At 62.2% G+C, this 22,380-nt stretch carries 26 protein-coding genes; 8 read left to right on the top strand and 18 right to left on the bottom strand.

The features are described 5' to 3' along the window. Window positions 1–27: 27 nt before the first annotated feature. Entirely contained in the window at window positions 28–1,158 is a 1,131-nt protein-coding gene (locus NKJ20_RS06965; RefSeq protein WP_352743250.1) for a hypothetical protein, read from the bottom strand. Between the two features lie 6 nt (window positions 1,159–1,164). Then, a complete protein-coding gene (locus NKJ20_RS06960; RefSeq protein WP_352743248.1) occupies window positions 1,165–1,599 on the bottom strand; it encodes a DUF4383 domain-containing protein in 435 nt (144 codons plus the stop codon). A 737-nt stretch (window positions 1,600–2,336) separates the two neighbouring features. Between NKJ20_RS06960 and NKJ20_RS06955 the strand changes: the two genes are divergently transcribed. Further along, the gene (locus NKJ20_RS06955) at window positions 2,337–3,275 is read left to right on the top strand and encodes a diacylglycerol/lipid kinase family protein (protein ID WP_352450476.1); all 939 of its coding nucleotides are present in this window, start codon (window positions 2,337–2,339) and stop codon (window positions 3,273–3,275) included. Between the two features lie 92 nt (window positions 3,276–3,367). Here the strand turns inward: NKJ20_RS06955 and NKJ20_RS06950 are convergent, their stop codons facing one another. The 7 genes from NKJ20_RS06950 to NKJ20_RS06920 form a co-directional block, all read right to left on the bottom strand. Then, window positions 3,368–4,291 carry an NAD(P)-dependent oxidoreductase gene (locus NKJ20_RS06950; protein ID WP_352743246.1) on the bottom strand — a complete coding sequence of 308 codons (924 nt, stop codon included), beginning with the start codon at window positions 4,289–4,291 and terminating at the stop codon, window positions 3,368–3,370. Continuing rightward, window positions 4,288–5,499, bottom strand: a complete 1,212-nt coding sequence (locus NKJ20_RS06945) for a mandelate racemase/muconate lactonizing enzyme family protein (protein WP_352743244.1) — start codon at window positions 5,497–5,499, stop codon at window positions 4,288–4,290. Before NKJ20_RS06945 ends, NKJ20_RS06950 begins: the two co-directional genes overlap by 4 nt. Then, complete coding sequence (locus NKJ20_RS06940; protein WP_352743242.1) at window positions 5,496–7,112, bottom strand: GMC family oxidoreductase; 1,617 nt, start codon at window positions 7,110–7,112, stop codon at window positions 5,496–5,498. Before NKJ20_RS06940 ends, NKJ20_RS06945 begins: the two co-directional genes overlap by 4 nt. Window positions 7,113–7,153: 41 nt before the next feature. Further along, on the bottom strand, window positions 7,154–7,654 hold the full coding sequence (locus NKJ20_RS06935; RefSeq protein ID WP_352743379.1) for an SMI1/KNR4 family protein: 501 nt from the start codon (window positions 7,652–7,654) through the stop codon (window positions 7,154–7,156). A gap of 205 nt (window positions 7,655–7,859) precedes the next feature. After that, on the bottom strand, window positions 7,860–8,036 hold the full coding sequence (locus NKJ20_RS06930) for a hypothetical protein (RefSeq protein ID WP_352450472.1): 177 nt from the start codon (window positions 8,034–8,036) through the stop codon (window positions 7,860–7,862). Window positions 8,037–8,545: 509 nt separating this feature from the next. Further along, window positions 8,546–9,097, bottom strand: coding sequence for a GNAT family N-acetyltransferase (locus NKJ20_RS06925; protein WP_352743240.1), 552 nt, complete (start codon window positions 9,095–9,097; stop codon window positions 8,546–8,548). 126 nt (window positions 9,098–9,223) lie between these two features. Further along, window positions 9,224–10,015, bottom strand: a complete 792-nt coding sequence (locus NKJ20_RS06920; RefSeq protein WP_352743239.1) for an alpha/beta fold hydrolase — start codon at window positions 10,013–10,015, stop codon at window positions 9,224–9,226. A gap of 106 nt (window positions 10,016–10,121) precedes the next feature. Between NKJ20_RS06920 and NKJ20_RS06915 the strand changes: the two genes are divergently transcribed. The 4 genes from NKJ20_RS06915 (at window position 10,122) to NKJ20_RS06900 (ending at window position 13,341) form a co-directional block, all read left to right on the top strand. Beyond that, a complete protein-coding gene (locus tag NKJ20_RS06915) occupies window positions 10,122–11,048 on the top strand; it encodes a LysR family transcriptional regulator (RefSeq protein ID WP_352743237.1) in 927 nt (308 codons plus the stop codon). 262 nt (window positions 11,049–11,310) lie between these two features. Next, window positions 11,311–12,282 (top strand): MBL fold metallo-hydrolase, encoded by a 972-nt coding sequence (locus tag NKJ20_RS06910; RefSeq protein ID WP_352743236.1) that lies wholly within the window; start codon window positions 11,311–11,313, stop codon window positions 12,280–12,282. Window positions 12,283–12,481: 199 nt separating this feature from the next. Beyond that, on the top strand, window positions 12,482–12,877 hold the full coding sequence (locus NKJ20_RS06905) for an acyl-CoA thioesterase (RefSeq protein ID WP_023678380.1): 396 nt from the start codon (window positions 12,482–12,484) through the stop codon (window positions 12,875–12,877). Window positions 12,878–13,020: 143 nt separating this feature from the next. Then, entirely contained in the window at window positions 13,021–13,341 is a 321-nt protein-coding gene (locus NKJ20_RS06900; RefSeq protein ID WP_352450467.1) for a hypothetical protein, read from the top strand. A gap of 49 nt (window positions 13,342–13,390) precedes the next feature. Here the strand turns inward: NKJ20_RS06900 and NKJ20_RS06895 are convergent, their stop codons facing one another. Beyond that, a complete protein-coding gene (locus NKJ20_RS06895; RefSeq protein ID WP_023678378.1) occupies window positions 13,391–13,759 on the bottom strand; it encodes a winged helix-turn-helix transcriptional regulator in 369 nt (122 codons plus the stop codon). A gap of 91 nt (window positions 13,760–13,850) precedes the next feature. Here NKJ20_RS06895 and NKJ20_RS06890 point away from each other — a divergent pair, with 91 nt between their 5' ends. Further along, window positions 13,851–14,456: an NADPH-dependent FMN reductase gene (locus tag NKJ20_RS06890; RefSeq protein ID WP_352743234.1), complete on the top strand. Its 606-nt coding sequence runs from the start codon at window positions 13,851–13,853 to the stop codon at window positions 14,454–14,456. Between the two features lie 74 nt (window positions 14,457–14,530). On the opposite strand, the gene NKJ20_RS06885 is transcribed toward NKJ20_RS06890, so the two are convergent. Next, entirely contained in the window at window positions 14,531–14,923 is a 393-nt protein-coding gene (locus NKJ20_RS06885; protein ID WP_352743233.1) for a winged helix-turn-helix transcriptional regulator, read from the bottom strand. Window positions 14,924–15,021: 98 nt separating this feature from the next. Between NKJ20_RS06885 and NKJ20_RS06880 the strand changes: the two genes are divergently transcribed. Beyond that, window positions 15,022–16,002: a quinone oxidoreductase family protein gene (locus tag NKJ20_RS06880; protein WP_352743231.1), complete on the top strand. Its 981-nt coding sequence runs from the start codon at window positions 15,022–15,024 to the stop codon at window positions 16,000–16,002. Between the two features lie 41 nt (window positions 16,003–16,043). Here NKJ20_RS06880 and NKJ20_RS06875 read toward each other — a convergent pair whose 3' ends face one another. The 5 genes from NKJ20_RS06875 to NKJ20_RS06855 form a co-directional block, all read right to left on the bottom strand. Further along, a complete protein-coding gene (locus NKJ20_RS06875; protein ID WP_352450462.1) occupies window positions 16,044–16,721 on the bottom strand; it encodes an HAD family acid phosphatase in 678 nt (225 codons plus the stop codon). A gap of 753 nt (window positions 16,722–17,474) precedes the next feature. Next, entirely contained in the window at window positions 17,475–17,909 is a 435-nt protein-coding gene (locus tag NKJ20_RS06870) for an FKBP-type peptidyl-prolyl cis-trans isomerase (RefSeq protein WP_352450461.1), read from the bottom strand. A gap of 234 nt (window positions 17,910–18,143) precedes the next feature. Continuing rightward, a complete protein-coding gene (locus NKJ20_RS06865; RefSeq protein ID WP_352586823.1) occupies window positions 18,144–18,869 on the bottom strand; it encodes an SDR family oxidoreductase in 726 nt (241 codons plus the stop codon). A 34-nt stretch (window positions 18,870–18,903) separates the two neighbouring features. Further along, window positions 18,904–19,389, bottom strand: a complete 486-nt coding sequence (locus tag NKJ20_RS06860) for a VOC family protein (RefSeq protein ID WP_352743229.1) — start codon at window positions 19,387–19,389, stop codon at window positions 18,904–18,906. Window positions 19,390–19,461: 72 nt separating this feature from the next. Then, window positions 19,462–19,647, bottom strand: a complete 186-nt coding sequence (locus tag NKJ20_RS06855; RefSeq protein ID WP_352567970.1) for a DUF1127 domain-containing protein — start codon at window positions 19,645–19,647, stop codon at window positions 19,462–19,464. A gap of 207 nt (window positions 19,648–19,854) precedes the next feature. On the opposite strand from NKJ20_RS06855, the gene gcvA reads away from it, so the two are divergent. Then, the gene (gene gcvA, locus NKJ20_RS06850; protein WP_352615639.1) at window positions 19,855–20,748 is read left to right on the top strand and encodes a transcriptional regulator GcvA; all 894 of its coding nucleotides are present in this window, start codon (window positions 19,855–19,857) and stop codon (window positions 20,746–20,748) included. A 42-nt stretch (window positions 20,749–20,790) separates the two neighbouring features. On the opposite strand, the gene NKJ20_RS06845 is transcribed toward gcvA, so the two are convergent. Both NKJ20_RS06845 and NKJ20_RS06840 read right to left on the bottom strand, forming a co-directional pair. Beyond that, window positions 20,791–21,570: a class I SAM-dependent methyltransferase gene (locus NKJ20_RS06845; protein ID WP_352743227.1), complete on the bottom strand. Its 780-nt coding sequence runs from the start codon at window positions 21,568–21,570 to the stop codon at window positions 20,791–20,793. Window positions 21,571–21,654: 84 nt separating this feature from the next. After that, the gene (locus tag NKJ20_RS06840; RefSeq protein WP_352450557.1) at window positions 21,655–22,128 is read right to left on the bottom strand and encodes a VOC family protein; all 474 of its coding nucleotides are present in this window, start codon (window positions 22,126–22,128) and stop codon (window positions 21,655–21,657) included. Window positions 22,129–22,380: the final 252 nt, after the last annotated feature.

The raw sequence follows: 22,380 nt of genomic DNA, 5'->3' as shown, positions 1-22,380 counted from the left end.
GCCGAGGCCGGCTGTGACCGAAAGGCCTCAGTAATCGTAGACATGCTCGAGCCTGGCGCCCGCCGTCATCAGCGCCGGCAGAACGATGTGCAGCTTGCGCACGGCGACGGTCAGGCCGGTGCGGCGCGTCGAAGGTTCCGCCGGAAGCGGGTAGCTGAACAAGGTGCGTGCACCTTCGGGAACATTGATCTCGTCATTGGAAAGCATGGTGACCATGATCTCGTCATTGCCGCCGATCTCGACGAAGGAGACGCCCTTGCCGATCAGGCGCGGGATCATGTCGGTGAACACCTGATAGCGTCTGGTGACGAAGATCGCGCCGTCGGCGCCGAGATCGCGCTCAAGCAAGGTGTCGGGTTCGTTGCGCGTCACCTCGCCGACCGGACCCTTGGCCCAGACATGAATATCGAGCAAGGCGGGATCGGTGGTGGCGGCGAGCGCCGACTTGATCAGATCGGCATAGCCCTGCTTGATCGTGTCGGCGAGGCCGAAAGCGAGCTTGCGTTCGCTGGTGCGGACGGCGCTGTCGTCCGCTGCCGGCTGGACGGCAAACAGGCCGGCACGCTTTTCGGCATAGGGAAACTGGTACCACGGCACCTGGTCGAGAAAACCGGCATAATCGGCCGCCACCTTGGCCTGGTAGATGTCGACGGCGGTGCGCTTGCCGGCTGTCGCTTCGGTGACGCGGCCGATCGTATTTTCATAGGCCCACTGGATGGCGTGCTCGATCGTGTGACTGGTGCCGATGACCACCAGCATCTGGTGGTTGTCGAGGTTGAACTTGTAGGTGGAGCTGGCGCGGATGACCATCGCATAGTCCTGCCAGAAGCGGCCGATATGGGAGAGATAGGGAAAACCGCTCGGCTGGTTCTTGTCGACGAAGCCGGCATATTCGCGCGCGGCGTAGACGATGGCCCATTCCGGATAGGTAAGAAAGGTCGATTCCTCCGGCCGCTGGTAGCCGGGGATCTCGGCACGGATCTTGTCGGCCAGCGCCTTTGGCGGGGCACCCTCGGCGACGCCCGGCAATGGCGTTGTGTCCAGCGACGGCGTCGTGAGAAAGCCGTAGGCCAGCCCGGCGATCGGGATCAACACGACAATGACGACGAGCCAGAGGATCGCCTTGATGATGCGCTTCAGCCAGCGGAACAGGAACATGGCCGGTCAGGCCGTGGCGAAATGGTCGTACACACGTTTCGACATCCAGAACCCGACGTAGACGGCGAAGCCGCCGATGACGATGTGCGGCAGGTTGGCGAAGAAGCGGGCCGGGAATTCGATGTCGTTCAGGGAGCGGAAGCCGTTGATGAAGATGCCGCCATCGAGGCAGCCGGAACCGGTGACCAGGCCGAGCACGCCGTCGAACAGATAGATCGAGCCGAACAGCTTGAAATAGAACACCGCCTGGCGGTGCGAGATGAAGGCGGCGGCCAGCGCCCAGACGCCGGAGAAGGCGTGCAGCAAATCGTCATACCACTGCAGCGAAAACAGGCCGAACAGATTGCCGCCGGCGTCGTTGAAAGCCGGCACATAGCCGATCGCAACAACGCCGAAGAACAGGAAAGCATAGGCAACAGCAAGCTTCTGGATGAGCGTCATGAAATGTCCCCCTGCCGTCAGCCCTTTTAAACGGCCCCCGACGGCAAATGGATAGTAGCTGATTTTGGCGCAGCGTGAAGCGTCGCCGGCAAAATCGTCAGGCGGGGCCACAAAGACAGTCGGCGCCGGGATTTCTCCCAGCGCCTCCCTGTCAGATCAGGACACGGTCGCGGCAGCAACTCCCGAAAGATGTCGCGCCATGCCGGCCTTGATTTTGACGGTCCTGCCAGTCGCCGCCCGAAGGCAGCGTCCGTTCCGGACCACGCCGGTCTCCACTCTTGCGAGCTTTGCCCAGCGCGCCATCGAAGGTTTTTGCCGTCCTTCATGGCAGCATCGGTCCGCCGTCGGCGTTCGCACGCTTTCCGCGGCCCCGTAGGTCTCGGCGTCCATCCCTCCAACAAGCAAGCCTGTTCTCGTTCAGGGCCGTACGGGCCTCAGGAAATCCGCCGTTCCGCTTTGCCTTTCGGCGTGGCGATCGGTAGCCGCCTGAGATGGGTTTTAACGTACGTCGGATAAGCGTTTGGCGGAACTGCCGCATGCCTGTGGATAGCGGGATTATCGGGGACTGACCCTGCCAAAATAGCGACTTTCCGATCTCTGCCGCCGCCGGTCGGGATTTGCCGCCTCGATGCCGAAGCCGCATTGTCGGGTAATCGACCCTTGCCCCGCGGCTCGGCGCGGGCTTCAATGCCGGCAAATGATTGGAAGGCGTGTTCGATGGCCTTGGGGAGGCAGGCTTGAAGGTCGCGGTGGTTCTCAATCCGATCGCCGGCGGCGGCAGGCTCAAGCGGCATTGGCCCGAGGTTGCGGCTTCGCTGAAAAGACATTTCGGCGATTTCGAGCTGCGTGAAACGCAGGCCGAGGGCGATGCCGAACGGCTGGCGCTCGACCTTGCCGCCATCGGCTTCGAGCTGGTGATCGCGGCCGGCGGCGACGGCACCGCCAGCGAAGTCGCCGACGGGCTGCTGAAGGCTTTCCGGGAAAGCGGCCGGACGGCCGAACTCGGGCTGCTGCCTTGCGGCACCGGCATCGACTTCGCCCGCGGGCTCGGCCTGTCGAACAATGTCGATCTGACGCTGAAGCGGATTGCCGGGGCCAAGCCGCGCAAGGTCGATGCCGGCTGCATCAGCTATGTCGACGACCATGGCGCGCTGGCCAGCCGCCATTTCATCAACATCGCCAGCCTGGGGCTGTCCGGCGCCACCGACCGCGCGGTCAATGCCGACAAGCGCAAGGGCAAGGTTTCGGCCAAGGCGCTGTTCTACTGGCGCACGGTTTGGGAATTCCTCCGTTACCGCTTCCAGGACGTTGCGATCACCATCGACGACGGTGCCCCGGTCGAGGTGCGCATGGCGCTGGTGGCGGTGGCCAACGGCAAATTCTTCGGCGGCGGCATGATGATCGCGCCCGACGCCGAGCTTAACGACGGCGAGTTCGACATCGTCATCCTGCGCGCCGCCGGCAAGCTGAAGCTGATCTGGGACATCCGCCTGCTCTATGGCGGGCGGCACCGCAACCATCCTGCGATCACCATCCTGCGCGGCAAGAAAGTGGTTGTCGAGCCGCTCGGCGATGTGCAAAAGAACGCCGCGCTGATCGACATAGACGGCGAATCGCCGGGTCGCATACCAGCGACTTTCGAGATCCTGCCCGGCGCATTGACGCTGAGATATTGAATCAAGGCGTTGAGACTTTGATTCAGTTGACTGCGGCTCTGGTTCCGGCGATCTCTCCAATCGACTGAAATCGATTGATAATCCGGCCAATATCAACTTGCGAGTTTAGCCGGGAAACCGGGTGCGCGCAGGTCGGTGCCGACGGCATCCTCGAGCAGTTTCACGATCATCGTCGACCAGGCGCTGCCGCCATAGGCCTGCTTGCCTTGCCTGAAGATTGCGTCGACGCGCGAGGCAATCTCGAGCGGCACGCCGAATTTTTCACCCATGCCGAGGGCGAAGTCGAGATCCTTCAACGCCAGATCCATGGTGAAGCCGATGTCGTAGGAGCCGTTTAGCACCAGCTGGCTTTCGGTCTCATGGACGAAGCTGTTGCCGGAGGAGGCGACGATGGCGTGATAGGACTGGGCAAGGTCGAGCCCGCCCTTTTTGGCCAGCATCAGCGCTTCGCCGGCGGCGACCAGATGGATGAAGGCCAGCATGTTGGTGATGACCTTGATCACCGCCGCCGAGCCGACCGGACCCATCAGGAACGAGCGCGCGCACATCGCCTCGACGGCAGGGCGGTGGCGCGCATAAAGCGCTGCGTCGCCGCCGACCAGCGCGGTGATCTGTCCGACGGCTGCCAGATGCACGCCGCCGGTGACCGGGCATTCGAGCGTCTCGACGCCTCTTGCCGAGGCGAGGGATGCAAGGCGCACGATCTCGTCTTGGCTAGTGGTCGACATCTCGATCCAACTGCCGCCTGCGGGCAGGCCTTCGAGCAATCCGCCGGGGCCGGCCAGCACCGCCTCGCTGACTTTTGGCGAGGGCAGGCAGGTGATGGCATTGCCGGCGCGGCCAGCGGCATCAGCCGGGCTGTTGGCGGCATCGGCACCAAGCATCACCAGCCGCTCGACGGCCGCCTGGTCGCGGTCGAATACGGTGACGGCAAAGCCGTTGTGGATCAGGTTGGCGGCGAGCTGGCCGCCGAGATGGCCAAGACCGACGAAGGCATAGCTCTGACGCGCGCTCACGGCATCAACGGCGTCTGCAGCATCTGCAAATGCAGGTCCTTGCCGGTCCAGGGATGCGCCTCGCAGACGGCTTCGTCGAGTTCGACACCGAGGCCTGGCTCCTTCGACGGGATGACGTTGCCGTCCCGCCATTCGATCTTCTTCTTGAGCAGCTTCGCGTGAAAACCGTCCCACTGTTTCAGCGATTCCAGAATGAGGAAATTGGGCAGCGTCACCGCAAGCTGGATGTTGGCGGCGCCGACGATCGGTCCGCAGTAGCAGTGCGGCGCGACCTGGATGTGGTAGGCTTCGGCCATGGCGGCGATCTTTTTGGTTTCGAGAATGCCGCCGGAGCGGCCAAGGTCGGGCTGAAGAATGGTCGCCGCACGGTTCTCGATGACGCGGGCGAACTCAAATTTGGTTGTTAGCCGCTCGCCGGTGGCAATCGGGATCGAGGTCGCGCGGGCGACCTGCGCCATCACCTCGGGCATGTCGGGCGGCACCGGCTCCTCGAACCACAGCGGATCATAGGGCTCGATGGCGCGGGCGAGGCGCAGCGCGCCCGATGCGGTGAACTGGCCGTGCGTACCGAACAGGATGTCGGCCCTGGTGCCGACCGCCTCGCGGATCGCCTTGACCATACGGGCGGAGAGGTCGATGTCGACGAGGCGCGGCTGGTGGCCGTCGAAGGCGGTGTAGGGACCGGCCGGGTCGAGCTTGACCGCGTCAAAACCCTGCTCGACATATTCGAGCGCGCAGGCGGCGGCCAGATCGGGGTCGTTGTAGACGTTCTTGCCGCGGGCGTCCTCCGAATGGACGCTGCCGCTGTGCGGGTAGAGGTAGGTATAGGAACGCAGCGTTTCGTGAACCTGGCCGCCGAGCAGCTTGTAGACCGGCTTGCCGGCCTCCTTGCCGATAATGTCCCAGCAGGCGATTTCGAGCGCCGAAAAGCATCCCATCCCGGACACGTCGGGGCGCTGGGTGAAGCCGGACGAATAGGCGCGGCGGAAGAAATTCTCGACGTCGTGCGGATCGCGGCCGATCAGATAGCGTTCGGCCATGTCCTCAACCATTTTCGCCGTGACATGAGCCGAAAAGGTGGCGTTGTAAGCTTCGCCATAGCCGACGACGCCGCCATCGGTGGTGAGCTTGACGAAGATGAAATACTTGCCGCCGATGCCGGGCGGCGGATTGCCGACCACCCAGGTCTTGACGTCGGTGATTTTCATTTCTGATCCTCCAGAACCAGTTCGGCGCCCTTCCATCCGGTCATGATCGCGGCGGCGTTGGTGTTGCCGGTTATGTTGTCGGGAAAGATCGAGGCATCGATGACGCGCAACGCCTGGATGCCGTGTACCTTGAGGCGCGGATCGACGACGGCGCGCGCCGCGTCCGGCCCCATGCGGCAGGTCGAGACCGGGTGATAGACGGTGCCCGAGCGCTTCCTGAAATCCTGAATGAGATCCGCATCGGAGGTGATCGAGGGACCGGGCAAAACCTCTTCCTCGATAATCTCGGCCATCGCCGGCATCGAGGCGATCTTCCTGACGAATTTCACCGCCGCCAGCATTTCAGCGACGTCCGCCTCGGTCGAAAAGGCATTGGCGACGATTTTGGGATAATCGCGCGGATTGGCGGAACGGATCATGATTTCGCCGCGGCTCGACGGACGGCAATTGGACGGCCCGATGGAAAAGCCCGGCCATGGATCGGGCGTCAGGATCGGGCGTTCGCCGCTCTTCGGAATGACGGTCGAAAACGCCTGGAAATAGAGCTGCATGTTGGGCCGCGCCGCGGCCGGATCGGTGCGGAAGAAGCCGCCGGCATTGTTCATCGACAGCGACAGCGGGCCTGAGCGCAAAAACACGTATTGCATGCCGACCAGCAGCTTGCCCCACCATGGGTGCAGGATCTGGTTGAGCGTCGGCAGCCTGCCCTTGAAAGTGTAATTGATGCCGACATGGTCCTGCAGGTTTGCCCCGACATTCTCGTTGGCGTGAACGACAGGAATGCCCAGACCAGCAAGAAGCGCCGATGGACCGACACCGGAGAGCTGGAGCAGTTGGGGCGAATTGACCGAGCCGCCCGACAGGATGATCTCGCGGCCGGCGCGGGCGGTTTTCGTCTCTCCATTCTGGAGGTACTCGACACCGACGGCGCGTTTGCCCTCGAACAGGATTTTTGTCGCCAGCGCGTTGATCTCGACGCGGACGTTTTTGCGCTTCATCGCCGGGCGCAGGAAGGCGCGCGCCGCCGACATGCGGCGGCCGTTCCTGGTGGTGATCTGGTAGACGCCGGCGCCTTCCTGCGAGGCGCCGTTGAAATCCGGGTTGAGCGGCAGGCCGGCTTGGTTGGCGGCGGCGAGATAGCGCTTGGTGAGCGGATGGACGGAGGTCGAGCAGTCGGTGACATGCAGCGGCCCGCCGACGCCGCGCCATTGGTCGGCGCCGGCCTGGTTATCCTCCAGCGCCTTGAAGGCGGGCAGCAGGTCATCGAAGCCCCAGCCGGGATTGCCGGCCGCTGCCCAAGCGTCGAAATCCTCGCGCGCGCCCCTGATCCAGACCATGGCGTTGATCGAGCTCGAGCCGCCGAGCAGCTTGCCGCGCGGCCAGTGGTCGGCATTGCCGGCCAGGCCGGGATCCGGCTCGGCCTTGTAGTTCCAGTTGACCGCCGGGTCGAAGAAGGTCTTGCCGTAGCCGAGCGGCATCTGCACGTAGAAGCGACGGTCGCTGCCGCCGGCCTCGAGCACCAGCACCGAGAAGCGGCCGGAAGCCGACAGCCTTTCGGCCAGGACCGAGCCGGCCGAACCGGAGCCAACGATGATGAAATCATAGGTCTGCATGGTGGCTGCGGCTGGCTCCGGAATTCGGCTCTAACCTAGGCTTAGGCGCGACGCGGCGTCGCCGGGTCTTCCGGCATCCGTTGTGAAAAAAGCGACCGGGGATATTCAGTCTGAATGTCAGCCTGTGCCTGCTGCCCGAGTTCAGTCGTGTTCGCGCCCATCCGGGTCGAACAGGGCCGCCGCCTCATTGGCTTCTTCCAGCAGGAAGGTGAACACGCTTGAGTAGGACTTGGTCGAACCGGACAGAGGATCATCACTCTCCCAGCGAAAGACCCCCCGTCCGGATTCATGCCAATTAAATTCCTATTATCCCCGAGTGAACCAATAAAGAGAACATCGTCTGGTGCATTGCCTGGCCGTCTCTGTACATTCGGTTCCAGTATGGAGAAGGGTTGTTGACCCGCCTCCACCAAATTCGTGCGTGACCAGCTACGTCGCAGCCCATAGACGCTTATATAATTCGCAAACAGACCTATCCCGTTGTGGAGCATGAGAAAGCAACGGAAATTATCTGGGAGTCGACGCGAAATTTCAGACTCCATCTGCCCAATTCCGATGGCGTCAAGTGGTGCATACAGCTGATGCAAATACGCTTGAGGCGCTCGATGTGGGGTATGGCCAATCCACTCGGTTCCATCCGGATAGGTCTTCTGCCCGAGGCGTTTCCATTTATCGACCAATGCTCGGATTTCTCTGTATGCACGAGCGTCTTCTTCGCTTGACCATTCTTCCTGCTTAGGCATTTCCTTAATAGGCTCCATTTACCCAGTTCGACGGGTCCGTAGGGTCTAATCTGTCGAACGCATCCATCGCATCGAAAACTTTACCAAGTGGCTCTAGCGACCGGCCGGAAGCCGACAATCTTTCGGCCATGACCAAGCCGGCCGAACCGGAGCCGACGATGATGAAATCATAGGTCTGCATGGCGGCTGCGGTCGGCTCCGGAATTCGGCCTCTAACCTAGGCTTGGGCGCGGCGCGGCGTCGCCGGGTCTTCCGGCATCCGATGTGAAAAAAGCGACTGGCGCGATGCTCGGAGTTTTCATCCAGCGGTGATTAGCCGTCCAGTCTTCGTTTGGTCAATTCGACTTGATAGACGCTTCGCGGATGTCGATTGCGTCGCCATATGTTGAGAGATGTAACCAGCGCCAAATACCCGAATATTGCAAGCAGGCCCCACAAAATTCCAAGCACATTGATCGAGACAAAAAATAACCACAAATCCAACTGCAGCCACGGTGTAATATAAGACCGAGGCCCAGACATACTTATCCATTTGAGAGCTACTCATCTATCAGTCCTGGTTAGACGATTCGGTTCATCCGTTGTCGAGAATCTGCGGCCGATCGGCGATCTGACACTCAGGACGCTGGCCATGCCTTCGCTGTGCTTTGTCGACAAGCCGTCCAACCATTACAGGCGATGATCGGCAATCTACCTGAAATCATAGCGCACGATCGGGCGGGCCGGCGTCCTGCGAGCGACGACCCTGAACCCGGCGCGCGCGAAGGTGGAGGCATATCCGCTGCCGGAAGCGCTCGGCGATACGTCCGCGTCGAAAGGATAGGCTTCGAGCGCAGGAGCATTTGCGCGCCTCGCGAGTTCCAGTGCCTCTGCTATCAGCTGGAATGTTACGCCCCGCCTGCGGTATCGTTTTCGCACGTACAGGCAGGACAAGGACCAGACCGGCGCATCATCCACACGCTTGAGCTGCCACAGCCGATCGAGCCAGGGCAGGGCATCTCGCGGCGTCACCCGGCACCACCCGACAGCCGTATCGCCGTCGAAGGCGAGGATGCCTGGAGGCGGACCATGCTGGACGGCTTGCCGGAACGCTGCCTTGTTTTCCTCGCCGGGTCGCTTTCGATAAGAACTGCCGATCCGTCCGTACATACACCAACAGCGACTGCAGGCGGCGCTGTCACCAAACAGGTTCTCGAGCGCGGGCCATAGATCGGACGTTAATGGGCGAAAGCCAAGTTCCATGTCAGCCGTCATCCGCTACCTACCTTGCCCAGTCTAGCCTGAGCTACGCGTTAGTGCATCATAGGTTGCGGTCCATGCGGGTGATGTTCGAAACGGAGCCACTCAGCATCCCCGTCATGCACCAACTCAGCGCAGAAAACCGAGCACGGCCTCCATGAATTCGGCGGGGTACTCGACGTTCGACAAGTGAACCGCGGGCAGAACAACCAGTTTCGCGCCGGGCACCGTCGCCGCGATCAGCTCGCTATGGCTGGCGGCTGTCACAGTGTCGTGCCGGCCGGCGATCACCAACGTTGGCCTGGAAATCAGCGCTGCGGTTCGGCGAAGGTCCGCATCGCGAACCGCCGCGAACAGACCAGCCAAGCCTTGCCGGTCGATAGCCAGCAGCATGGCGCGAAATTCCTCGATGACGGGCTCGTTGGCCGCCAGCATACGCGCAGGGAACCAGTTGCCCAGGAACATCTCGGCGGTTTCCGCCATGTCCGGCGCCTGCAGCACGGCGGCAATCCGCTCGTCAAACTGCTTTGCCGGTCCGAGGTAGGACGAGGTGTTGCTCAGGATCAAGCGTTCGATCCGCTCGGGCGCGTGGATGCCGAGCCACTGCCCGACGAAGCCGCCCAACGACAGACCGAGGAAGTGTACGCGTTCAATGGCCAAGGCATCGAGCAGCTCGATCACGTCGCGGCCAAGCCGGTCGAGCGAATAAGCACCGGCCGGAACGCTTGACCCTCCGTGGCCGCGAAAATCATAACGCAGAACACGGAAATGCTTCGACAGCTCGTTGACCTGCATGTCCCACATCCGCAGTGTGGTGGCGATGGAATTCGACAGCATCAGCACGGGGTTCCCGGCGTCGCCGTCGATGCGGTAGGCGATGCGTGTGCCATCGCCGACGGTCACGAAATCCAGCTCATTCATGGTGAATACACCTTCCTTCTTGGAGCGTTGAATGTGGCAAAGCCTAGTTGCGGCGCGCTTTTGATGATATTACAAAGATAGGACTATCTCTGTAATAGAAGCTGACATGGCCGAATTCACCCTGCACGACCTGCAATGCTTCGATGCCGTGGTCCGCTGCGGCGGCTTTCAGCCTGCGGCGGCCATGCTGCATCGCTCGCACCCGGCGGTGTTCGCAGCCGTTGCAAAGCTGGAGCGGCAACTCGACCTCGTTCTCTTGGATCGCAGCGGCTATCGCGTGCGCCCCACCGAGGCAGGGCTGTCGTTCCATCGCAGGGCACAATCGCTGCTGCGCGAGCTCGAGGGCTTGCGGCTTCATGCTGCTCAGCTGTCAATGGGCGAAGAAAGCGAGATCCATGTGGTGATCGGCGACCTGTGCCCGCGCCCGCAGGCACTGGGCATGCTCGGACGGTTCTTCGCCCAGTGTCCGGGCACACGCCTGCACCTGCATTTCGAGGCGGTGGGCGGCCCGTGGGAGCGCCTCTTCGATGACGAAGCCGATTTGATCCTGCACTGGATCGACAAGAGCGATCCGCGGGTGGAATGGATCGATCTGTGCAAGGTGCCCTTCGTCCCAGTAGTAGCGTCGGGCTTTCTGCCGGAGCGCATCAAGCACCCCATCACGCCGGATCAGATGCACGCGTTCACCCAATGTGTCATGCGCGACACGGCCCGCCATTCACCGCGACAAGACTACTTCATGATCGAGGGTGCGCCGCAATGCATGGTGGCCGATCAGGGTATGAAGAAGGAAATCATCCTGCAGGGCCTCGGATGGGGCCACATGCCCCGCTTCCTGATCGAGGATGAGCTGCGCGACGGACGCCTGCAATCCATGGCCGGCCGTCATCTGCCAGGCCGTACCGAGGAGTTGGTGGTGGCGCGCCGCCGCGACCGGCCGCACGGGCCGATCTCGAACCGTCTGTGGGATTATATCGAGCAAGAAGCGCCGACGTTGCGCCGAGCGCTCGAGCCCCGGCAACCTGTCCAGTAGGCGAAGCCGGGGCTCAGCGAGGCCGTTCGGAGGGCCGAACCAGCGGCCTTACCCGCTTAAGTTCATTGCTGCATAATCTGCAGCAGTGAACTGCATCCCATCACTATTCCCGCAGTTTGTGAGGCGGATTATTGATGTCGCAAGGAGTTGGCCATGAACCGCGCCGACCCCCGCCCAAGAGTGGTCCGAGCGGTCGGCATCCGCCCCGGCTGCGACGACGTAGTCTGGGACTAGCTTCATCTGCAATTCGAAGGACAAGACCATGAATATCGACCGTCGAACGTTCGGCATCGGCACCTTTAGTGCCGGCGCCCTGCTACTTTCCCCGATCAGCCTCTTTGGGAGCAACGCTGCGGCTATCGCCGCCCGGTCTCCGGCTTCGCTTGCGAGCGCCCACAGGTTCATGCTCGGCGACCTCGAGATCACAGCACTGAGCGACGGCTACCTCAATCTCGGCCTCGAACTCTTCCCTTCCGCAGATACGGCTGCCGCCGAAGCGCTGCTGGCAAAGGCATTCCTGCCAAAACCACTCCCGACCTCGGTCAATGCTTACCTTGTCACCAAAGGCGACAGACGGGTGCTGATCGATACCGGCACGGCATCGGCGATGGGGCCTATACTGGGACATATACCTGAGGCGCTCGCCGCCGCCGGCGTCAGGCCGGAAGAAATCGACACGGTAATCATCACCCACCTCCATCCCGACCATGCCAACGGCCTTGTCGGTATCGGCGGCAAGGCCGCCTTCCCGGCAGCGGAGGTCGTGGTTGCCGCGCCGGAATTCGCTTTCTGGCACGATGACGGGATCCGGTCCAAGGCGCCCGACCAGATGAAACCGTACTTCGAAATAGCGCGCAAATCGCTGGTGCCCTACCATGGCAAGGTCCGGAAGATCGAAGGCGAAGTCGAGATCGCGCCCGGGATCAGGGCGTTGCCTGCGCCTGGACACACGCCGGGGCATCTCGCGCTTCGAATTGGCTCTGGTGACGCCAACCTGCTGCTCTTCACTGACGTAATCCACGCCTCCGCGCTGCAATTTGCGCATCCGGAATGGGCAATCGCCTTCGACGTGGACCAGCAGGCCGCAATCGCCACACGCAAGAAGGTGCTCGACATGGTGTCGGCGGATGGCCTGCTCGTCGCAGGCATGCACCTGCCCTTTCCAGGCATCGGTCATGTTATTCGCGAGGGCAACGCCTATGCCTACGTCCCGACGCCCTGGCCCGCTTTGTGAAGCACGCCTATTGGTAAGCTTTCTTACCTCGGCCATGGAATGCAATCCTGCTGGTGCGCTCGTCTAGCTCCGCACAGCATCTTTTCAACACTGTCGACCGATAGCCGAACCTCAGGCCGCGACCTGTTCAGTGGCGCGTTGACCTGTCCGTGCCATGACGATACGGAATCGGACGATCGGCTTCGAGAGGATTGGCCAAATGGTGCATTACGCGGACGGGCGGCCGATCGGCGATCTGACGCTGCGCACGCTGGCCATGCCTTCCGACGCCAATGCGGCAGGCGACATTTTTGGCGGCTGGGTGATGGCGCAGATGGATCTCGCCTGCGGCATCCGCGCCGCCGAGCGCGCCAAGGGCCGCGTGGTGACGGCGGCGGTGAAGGAAATGTCCTTCGCCAAGCCGATGAAGATCGGCGACACGCTGTGCATCTATACGCATGTCGAACGCGTCGGCCGCACCTCGATGACGCTCAAGGTCGAAGCCTGGGCGCAGCGCTATCTCTCCGACCTGATGGAGAAGGTCACCCATGCCGACTTCGTCATGGTGGCGCTGGACGGCGAAGGCAAGCCGAAGGCGGTTCCGGCAGAAGGCTGACCCGGCCTGATTCCAGAAGACGGATTTAAACAGCCGTCTCTCCCGCGCGGGGGATGCGGACAGCGATCCCGCGTGGTCTTTGGCTAACGGGTTCCCGCATGCGCGCCTGCAGCGCGACCGACGGGATCTTGGGAGGAAAGACAATGCGTCAACACATGCTGAACGCTGCCCTGGCGGGTGCCTTTGCAGCCTTGCTCTGCCTGTCGTCCGCAAGCGCTTTTGCCGAGGTCAAAAAAGGCGATCCAGGCGCCACCTGCACGTCGGAAAACCGCACCATCAACGGGCAAGCGGCCAAGTGCGAGATCTGCTCGGCGACGAAATGCGACACCAGCGGCACGACGGTGAGCAATTGCCGCAAGGAGACGACCACGACCTGCACGATTGGCGGCAGGGTGGTCAGTCCCAACCCGAAATGGAACCGGATCGAGAAGCTGCCGAAGAGCAAGATGCAGTTACAGCAGTAGCGCTCATCCGAGGCTCCCCGACAGGTTCAAACCCTTGCAGCACAAGGGTTCAGCTGTGCATGGCGTCGAACTTCTCGCGCGCCGCCTTGACGCGCTCGGTGTTCTTGCGTGCCCATTCGCCGAGCGCATCGACCGGCACCAGCAGTTCGTAGCCAAGATCGGTCAATTCGTAGTCGACCCGCGGCGGGATGGTCGGGAACACGGTGCGCGTAACGAAGCCGTCGCGCTCGAGCCCGCGCAAGGTCGTGGTCAGCATCTTTTGCGAAATGCCGCCGACCGCGCTGCGCAGCTCGTTGAAACGCAGCGGCCCGTTGCCAAGCTTGCCGACCACGAGCACCGTCCATTTGTCGCCGACGCGCTGCAGGATTTCCGAGATGGCGCGGCAGTCCTCGGTGCGGTGCGGGTGCCTTGGTAACAAAAAAGTGCCTCCTTGCACATTGAGCGGCCAGTTACTCATATAGCTCAGGTATCTAAACGATACCAGTATTCCCGTAAGGAGAGCCCCCTCTATGTCAAAACCCAAAATCGCCATCATCATTGGTTCAACCCGCGCGGCCCGCTTTGCCGACGTCCCGACCCAATGGATTGCCAAGATAGCCAAGTCGCACGCCGACATCGACGTTGAAGTCGTCGACCTGCGCGATTTCCCGCTGCCGTTCTTCGATGAGGTCGCATCCTCCGCCTGGGCGCCGTCGCAGAACGAAGTGGCGCAGCGCTGGCAAAAGAAGGTCGCCGGATTCGACGGCTTCATCTTCACCGCTGCGGAATACAATCATGGCCCGACGGCCGTGCTGAAGAACGCCATCGACTACGCCGCCAACGAGTGGAACAAGAAGCCGGCCGGCTTCGTCGGCTATGGCAGCGTCGGTGGCGCGCGCGCGGTCGAGCAGCTGAGGCTGCATGCGGTCGAGTTGCAGATGGCGCCGGTGAAGTCCGCCGTACATATCGCCTGGGCCGATTTCCTTGCGGTCAAGCAAGGCGACAAGAAGCTCGATGAGTTCGAGCACCTCAACCAGGCGGCAACCGCGCTGGTCAACGACATTGCATGGTGGGCCAGGGTGCTGAAGACGGCGCGTCAGGCCGATGCCGTCGCCGAGGAAGTCAAGGCGGCCTGAGCACAGGTTCGAGCAGTCCTCCCAAGGATTAATTCTCCCAAGCATTGGGGCGGCGCATGCGCCGCCCTTTTTGTTCACACGGCATGGGCGTCCTGCGCTTGCCGTGGTCTGATGATGCAATCGGCAAGGCGGTCCATCTCATTCAGCTCGTCGGCGTGATGCTGGCCCCACTGGCAAAGTGCCAGCAGGATCGGCTCGAGGCTGAGGCCGAGCCGCGTCGCCGAATATTCGACGCGCGAAGGTATCTCGGCAAAGATCTCGCGGCGGACGAGGCCGTGCTCTTCCATTTCGCGAAGCTGCTGGATCAGCACTTTCTGGGTGATATCGGGCATCAGCGCCTGCAGCGTCGACAGCCGCCGGGGGCCGTCGAAGAGATGGTACAGGATGACCGCCTTCCAGCGGCCCGAAATCACTTTCAGCGCGCGCTCCGCCGGCAGCGTCGGCAGTCTCTTGATCAGCTTGGCCATGGTCACCTCCCGGTCAGCAGCGGACAAATCGGTGTGTAGTCGAAGCCAGGCAGATAGTGGCAAACAGCGGCCGATGCCAACAGCGATCGGTGCATGCGATGAGAGCCATTCAACTGAGCCGCTTCGGCGGGCCCGACGTTCTCGACATAGTCACGGTGCCGAAGCCTGAGCCGCAAGCCGGCGAGGTCTTGGTCCGCGTTCATGCGGCCGGGGTGAATTTCTTCGAAGTGCTGATGCGCGCGGATCGCTATGCGGTGACGCCGCAACTGCCGATGATCCCTGGCGTCGAGGCCGCCGGGATCGTGGAGGCGCTTGGGCAGCGGGTGGACGCTTCCTTGCTCGGCACGCGCGTCGCCGCGCCGTTGTTCGCCTCGAGCCGCCCGTTTGGCGGCTATGCCGAGTATGTGACGATCGACGCAAGCCTGGCCGTGCCCTTGCCGGATTCGCTCTCGTTCGAAAACGCGACGGCATTGATGGTGCAAGGACTGACGGCATTGTATCTATCGCGGCAAAGCCCGCCGGCCGGCAGATCGGTGCTGGTCGCCGCTGCCGCGGGCGGCGTCGGTTCGTTGCTCGTCCAGCTTGCCAAGCGCGCCGGCGCGAGCCGTGTCATCGCGGCAGCCGGCAGCAAGGCCAAGCTCGACCTTGCTTTGTCGCTGGGAGCCGATGCTGCCGTCGACTACAGCAACACGGATTGGCCGGTGCACGTCCGGGCAGCCACAGACGGCGCCGGCGTCGACATCATCTACGACATTGTCGGCGGCCCGCTGACGGCGGTTGCGCTGGAGGCTCTGGCACCTCGCGGAGAGTTGGTGTTTGCAGCACTTGGCAGATACGCGCTCGGCGCCCCGGAGATGGAGGCGATGATCGGCCGCAACCAGTCGCTGAAGGGTTTTGCCCTGCTGCCGTTGCTGTCTACGGACGGGCTCCGTGACGGCCTTTTGGAGCTTTTCGGTCTGGCCGCTGGTGGTCAGCTTGTGGTGACCAAAGGTGGCCGCTTCCCGCTCGACCAGGCCAGCCAGGCGCATCGCCTGCTGGAGGAGCGCAGCGCGACCGGCAAGGTCGTCTTGATACCTTAGTAGGTGCTCCGCAAGGATCCGGGGTTGTGCCGTACAGGCCGTCAGCGAACCCGGTAGAACGGATTTGGCAGCAGGAACAGCTTCTCCGCATGCCCCCCGAACAGGTCGGATGGCTGGTCACCGACATTGGCAATTATCGTGTAGCCGGCCTTTTCGATTTCGGCCCTTATGGGTGCCTTGAAATCTGCGGCGGAGCCGTATTTGGCCCCAGGCTGGACCATGTAAAGGTGCTCGTAGCCGGCATAGCCGGCCGACTGCAGGTTCTGTTCGGTTGCCTGACGCTGGTCCTCCGGACGTCCGGTGATGAAGAACACCGCGACTTTCGCCGTTCGCGCCTGCCGGAAAACCTCCAGCACGGCGTCGATGGCCGGATCCTTCGCAAGCTGATCCCAGGCGGCCCAGCCACAGGGACCATCGATTGCGATGTCGCAGGCGCCGCCGATCGGGCGGCCGAAATTGTCACGTGTGATCACTTCCCAGTTGGCCAAAGCCGTCTCGTCGATATCGAGCACCAGTGCGGGGCGAGGCACCTCCATTGCGCGCTTGATGACCCAGTCGCCTGCCTGCTTCGCCACAGCGGCAAGGTCGCGGTCATAGTCGCCGGAATCATGATAATTGGCAGCCGCCAGCATCGCATCGCCGACATTGGCTGGCTGGGACGGGCTTGTGAGAAGGAGCGAGTCGGAACGTGCCGGCGCAGGAACATTTGTGCCAATCATCAGCACGATTGCCCCGGCACGCGCAATTCTATTCCAACCAATCGCCCGCATCACGAGACTTTGCTGTCACGAGAAGTCGGCTGTCAAGCGAGGTCTTCCAAAGGTAGTGTCTCAGTTTGAAATTTGAAATATGCGAAAGCGCCTATCCCGGTTTGCTCGCCTAGGCGAAACCGCCTATGTGCTCAGCGGAAAGCATGGAAGGCACCCAATGTCAGATCCGATTCAGTTGCTACCATTCGCCTTGTTGACAGTCCTCACAGCAATCCCCGCGTGGGTGCTGTTTGGGCGACTAAGAATGTCTCGGGCGTGGGTGCTTCTCTCTGTGGTCCCGTTGGGAATGATAATCATTCTCTGGGTCGTCGCGTATAAGCGCTGGCCAATTCAGGAGGCAGCAATTGCCCACCGGACCTAAAGGCCAGAAGCGCCCCGCCGATGTGATCGGCAACGCCGTCCGCGTCATGCGCATGCAAGACTCCTGCGAGGAAGTCGTGCTTCGGTGGCCAGGCACGCCGCCACCGCCTGACTACGATGGACCGTCGTCTTAATTTCAAACTGAGACACTACCCTTCCACAGGTCCTCGAGACCGCGACGCTGAATTGGACATTCCAGATGCCGAATGTCTCTATGGGTTGCTGCACGCTACACGATTTCCGCCGTCGCGGTCTTTGCCTCCAAACAGGTGACGCACCGCCGGAACCGCCGGTCGAAATGCGTCACCCGAAAATCATGGCCGTCACGCGCTTTGCCGTGCCCTACGCCGCCTGAACGATCTCGACCAGTTCAACGTCGAACACGAGATCGCGCCCGGCCAACGGATGATTGCCGTCGAGCTTGACGCTGGTGTCGTCCACGCCGACGACTGTTACCGGCATCGGGCGCCCTTCCGGGGTTCTGACCTGCAGTCGAGCGCCGATATCGACATTGATGTTGTCTGGTACGCGGGCGCGGTCGACGGTCATGACCGCTTCGGGGCGGTGGGGGCCATAGGCGGCGTCGGCGGGAATGGTGACGGTGCTTTTCGCGCCCACCTCCATACCCTCGACATGGGTTTCGAGACCGGCGATCACTTGTCCTTCACCCAACGTGAATTGCAGCGGTTCGTTGCCGGAAGAATCGAACTGAGTGCCGTCAGCCAGGCGGCCATTGTAATTGATGCGCACGGTGTCGCCATTCTTGGCCTGTGTCATGATAGCCATCCTTTGAAAGTTTCGAGGGGCCGGCCAGAGCTCACGGTCCCGTCCTCGATCATCCACACACTTAGGTGCGCGGCGCGAAACGCTAAAACTAGGGACCTGGCTGCCGATGTAAACCCCGATTGCGCGACGCCGGCATGACCCGCCGGCGTTCGTCGCCTTCGGCAGCAGTGCACCGGTCTAGCAGTCATGCCGGCTCAGCCCATCCAGGCGGCGTGCAAATGGCGGCTAGATCAGGTTATGGCCGCCATCGATGCGGATCGTCTCGCCGGTCGTGAAGTCGCTTTCCATGAGGTAGAGGTAGGCGGCGGCGACGTCCGCAGCGGTCGGAATTTTTCTCGATGGCAACCGGGCAGCCATGTCGGCAAAGAAGCTGGATTTGGCTTCTCCAACAATGTCCCACATCGGTGTATCGACCCATCCGGGCGACACGACATTGACGCGCGTCGGGGCCAGTTCGAGCGCCAGGGCGCGGGCGAAGTAGCTGAATGAACCGGCAATCGCGGAGACGACCGAGCCTCCCGGCACCGGCGGCCGATCCTTATTTATTCCCGAGGTGAAGGTCATCGAGCCGCCGGCTTTCAGGGTGCGCACAGCATGCTTGGAGAGCATGACAGCGCCAATCAGCTTGTTATCGACGAAGCCTCGCACAGCCTCCATGTCGGTACTGCCGATCGGATCGCCGGGCGGCAGTGTTCCGGCGGTCGATACGAGGTGATCGAAGGGACCGACCTCGTCGAACAGGCGAGCGACGTCCGCTTCGTCGGTCATGTCGGCGACCACGCTGGTCACGCGGCCCGCATTGAGCGTCCGTTCGGCAGCCAGCAGTTTCTCGGGCGAGCGTCCGACGATCACGACCTTCGCTCCGCCGTTGAGAGCAGCTTCCGCGACGCCGAGACCGATGCCGGAACTACCGCCGACGACGATGACTTTCCTGTCCACGAGCGATGTCATGAGGGTTCTCCGTTCGTTGCGATTGCGGTGAGGGTCAGGCCTTGCCCGCATAGGCGGCTTCGAGGTCGGCGATGATGATCTTGCGCATCCCGTACATCGCCTGCCGGACGCGGTTGGCCTTTTCGCGATCCGGATCGGCACTGAGCCGCGGCAGGATTTCCGGGATGACCTGCCAGTAGACGCCGTATCTGTCGGTGAGCCAGCCGCAGGGTTGTGCCTTGCCGCCGCCGGCGGTGAGCGCCTCATAGTAGTAGTCGGTCTCGGCCTGGTCCCTGGTCTCGATGTAAAGCGAGAGCCGCTCGTTGAAGGGCGGCTGCGGCCCGGCATTGAGCGCAGTAAGGTGCAGTCCTTCGAGCTCGAAATCGAAGGTGGCATGCGGGACCGTCTTGTTGGTTCCGGACACCCAGTCGGTGTATTCGATGGTCTGGAGCGCTTTGCTGTTCTTGAAGACCGAGAGATAGAAATCGCGGGCTTGCTCCGCGTCGATGTTGAACCAGAGGAATGGGTGGATGGTGGCCATGTCCGTTCTCCATTAATTCCTTGCGACAGCGATCTTTGGCGAAGAGCCTGTCCGCTGTTGCTTTCGTTCAGGCTAGCGGTGGTCCGACGGCCGATAGACCGAACCGTCCCAGTCGCGGGCAAACCCGAGGTCTTCGAGCCGGCGGGTCGAGAAGCGTGCAATCTGCCGCCCGGTCCGGCGCCGGCTGCTCGAGGCGAGAATGCGGCCGGCCATGCCGGTCAGGACGTCGACGATGGGTTCAACTCGTTTGGCGTTCATGGTGCTCTCCCAGAGTGGCGGCAGTTTTGGTTTCAGCAGTTGCCCCGCGACTTTCGTCAGCGAGAGTATCAGTCACATCAAACTCGCCTTTTGCAGCGGCGGTGAATGACTGATTACGCGAGCAAACATGCCGGCTTCTGGCCTGGACGACAAACGACTTATCGGCGACAATCTGTGAGCATCACTCACACGTACAGGTATCGATCCATGCCCCGGAAGCTGCCTCCCCTCACCACTTTGCCAAGTTTCGAGGCTGCGGCGCGCCTGTTGAGTTTCTCCAAGGCGGCAGAGGAACTTCATGTCACCCACGGTGCGATCAGCCGGGCGATCAAGAATCTTGAGGATCAGCTCGGTGTGCAGCTGTTCGAGCGCGGTACGCGTTCGGTGAGTCTGACAGCCGTTGGCGAGCCCTATGCGCGGGCGGTGCGCGAGGCGCTCGCCCAGTTGGCCACCGCCACCGCGGCAGCAACAGCCCGCTATTCGAGCTCGACATTGAACGTCAGCACCTCCGATGGCTTCGCGGGCAGATGGCTGGTGCCGCGCCTCTATCGCTTTCACCGTGCGCATGGCGACGTCGATGTGCGGGTTTCGACAAGCGGGAAGCTGACCAACTTCCTCGGCGACGGCATCGATGTCGCCGTCCGTTATGGCAACGGAAACTATCCGGGGCTCACGTCAGAGTTCCTCACCGGCGAGGAGGTGTTTCCAGTGTGCAGCCCAAAGCTTCTTGAGGGTGCACATCCGCTCCGCACGCCTCAGGACCTCAAACACCACACGCTGATCCGCGACAGCTTTCCGATCGACTGGGCGACCTGGCTAGCAAGCGCCGGGGTCGAGGGCGTGGACCCGCAGAGCGGGATTACCTTCGACTCTGCCACCTTTGCCATGGAGTCGGCCGCACAAGGCGAGGGGGTGGTGCTCGGCCGGACCATGCTCGTTGCGGCCGACCTTGCCGCCGGGCGACTCGTCCGCCCCTTCGGCCACGCCCTGAAATCCCCCTCCAGCTTCTATTTCGTCTACCCGCCAGAGGCGATCCGTCAGCGCAAAGTCAAGGCTTTTCGGGATTGGCTGCTCTCAGAAGTCGCGCCGCAAATGGACTGACGGGAAGGCCGAGAGAACAGGATCGTCTACATCGAGTGGTTACTATCCGCTCGCCCGAAACGCGGTGACGATCCAGGCACGCGAGTCGAAAAGCACACCGTCCGCGGTCAAATGTGCGTCGAGCAGATCGCGCAACCGCCGCAGCGCCGCGTCGACATCCACATCCGCGCGGGCGAGCGGATCCTTGACCAGTTGCAGGCCAAGCAAAGCGTCATAGGCCGCATCGACGTCCTGGCCGTAGAAGACCGGCTCATGCACTTCGGCAAAGTCCACCGAAACAAAACCGGATGCACGCAAGATCTCCGCGGTGATGGCGGGGTCGCCAAGCGAAAACGGGGTGGCGGCGCCCGCCGATATGGCGGTCCCCGGCGCAATCGCCCGCTGAATGGTAGTCGCCCACTCGTTGCGGCCCTCGCACTGCCATACCATCCATACAAGACGCGCCCCTGGTCGCAACGCCCGGCCGATGTTGGCGAACGCCGCCGCGGGGTCGGCAAAGAACATCACTCCAAATCGACTAATGCACAGATCGAAACCGGCAGGCGGAAATACCAACAATTGCGCATCGCCCCGCTCAAAGGCGACGTTTCGCAATCCCTCTTTCGCGCTACACTTCCGGGCGATCTCGAGCATCTCGGCCGATACGTCCACGCCGAGCACGCTGCCTTCCACCGCGACACGGGCAGCATCACGAGAGGATTGTCCCGAACCGCATCCGATATCGAGCACGCGATCGCGCGTTCCCACCTTGACCGCAGCCCTGAAGACCTCGTTGTGCCGTCGCAGTTCGGCGTCGTAAAACGCAGCGCAGTTCAGCACCATCGCACGCCTGCCTGGAGATGATGGGCCGGCAGCATTTCCGGCCGCTCTGCCCTGATCTTTTCGCGTCGGGCCACCCCCGAACTGTCAGCCGCGCCGCGCCGCCTCGATCGCTGCAACGTCGATTTTCTTCATCTCCATCATCGCCTCGAATGCGCGCTTTGCTTCATCGCCGCCGGCGGCCATGGCTTCGGTCAGCACGCGCGGCGTGATTTGCCAGGAGATGCCCCATTTGTCCTTGCACCAGCCGCAGGCACTTTCCTGGCCGCCATTGCCGACGATTGCGTTCCAATAGCGGTCGGTCTCCTGCTGATCGTCGGTGGCGATCTGGAAGGAGAAGGCTTCGTTGTGTTTAAACGCGGGCCCGCCATTGAGGCCGAGACAGGGGATGCCGGCGACCGTGAACTCGACCGTCAGCACGTCGCCTGCCTTGCCGGACGGGTAGTCGCTGGGAGCGCGGTGGACGGATTTCACCGAACTGTCGGGAAAAATCTCGGAATAGAAGCGGGCCGCAGCCTCGGCGTCCTTGTCGTACCAAAGGCAGATCGTGTTCTTGGCGATTGTCATTGCTGGTCCCTTTGCTTTCGAAATCAATCTGGGCTTTTGAAATCAACCCGGGTTTTTCACAGCTGGCCTCGGCGTTGCACCGGACATGGAAATGCGCTCGTGCCATCGACGTTCCGACAGCAGCAGCTGCCCGGAATAAGGTACCACGGCTGGTGCTTTCAGGACCAGATGCGGGCAGTGACTCGAACCGGCGATGGTCCGCCTGGTCCGACTGGCGGCCTCACTCTTTGCGTAGGGCAGCGCCGC

The organism is Mesorhizobium sp. M0185 (assembly GCF_040322175.1).
In the GTDB taxonomy this organism is placed as follows: domain Bacteria; phylum Pseudomonadota; class Alphaproteobacteria; order Rhizobiales; family Rhizobiaceae; genus Mesorhizobium.
Note: the sequence above shows the minus strand (reverse complement) of the source record. Positions and strands in the feature narration are given on the sequence as shown.